Here is a 374-nt window from a genome sequence, read left to right on the forward strand (position 1 = left end):
CAGGCTGGCCGCCAGCAGGGACGGCTGTTGCAGCCATTCGCACCAGTCGAGCACCAGCGCCGGCGGCAGGCCGAGCGCGGCGCGGGCCGCCTGCGTCAGCGTTTCCCGCTTGTCGCCACGCACGCCCAACAACACCAGGGGCAAGCGTTCGCCGCCGCCATCGCCTGGCATGCGCGGCAGGCCGGCTGCACCGTTACTCGGAAACAGCAACGTAGCGATCGCCGTCGTCATCTTCGTCTTGCGGATCGGACAGATCGACCGTGATCGGCAGCGATTTGAGCTTTTCCTGCCATTCTTCGGAAATGTAATGATGCTCCAGGTTCAGTGTCTTCAGCTTGGGCACGTACGGGCTGTTGAACAAAGCTTCGGCCCCG

At 64.4% G+C, this 374-nt stretch carries 1 protein-coding gene and 1 pseudogene; both read right to left on the bottom strand.

Annotated elements, in window-relative coordinates:
- Positions 1 to 231, bottom strand: a 231-nt coding sequence (locus F2P45_RS34675) for a hypothetical protein (RefSeq protein WP_223164933.1), incomplete at its 3' end; no start/stop codon positions are given.
- Positions 194 to 374, bottom strand: a pseudogene (locus tag F2P45_RS34680) (STM4015 family protein); the annotation flags it as partial. The pseudogene F2P45_RS34680 and the gene F2P45_RS34675, both read right to left, overlap by 38 nt.

Source organism: Massilia mucilaginosa, from assembly GCF_011682145.1.
In the GTDB taxonomy this organism is placed as follows: domain Bacteria; phylum Pseudomonadota; class Gammaproteobacteria; order Burkholderiales; family Burkholderiaceae_D; genus Telluria_A; species Telluria_A mucilaginosa.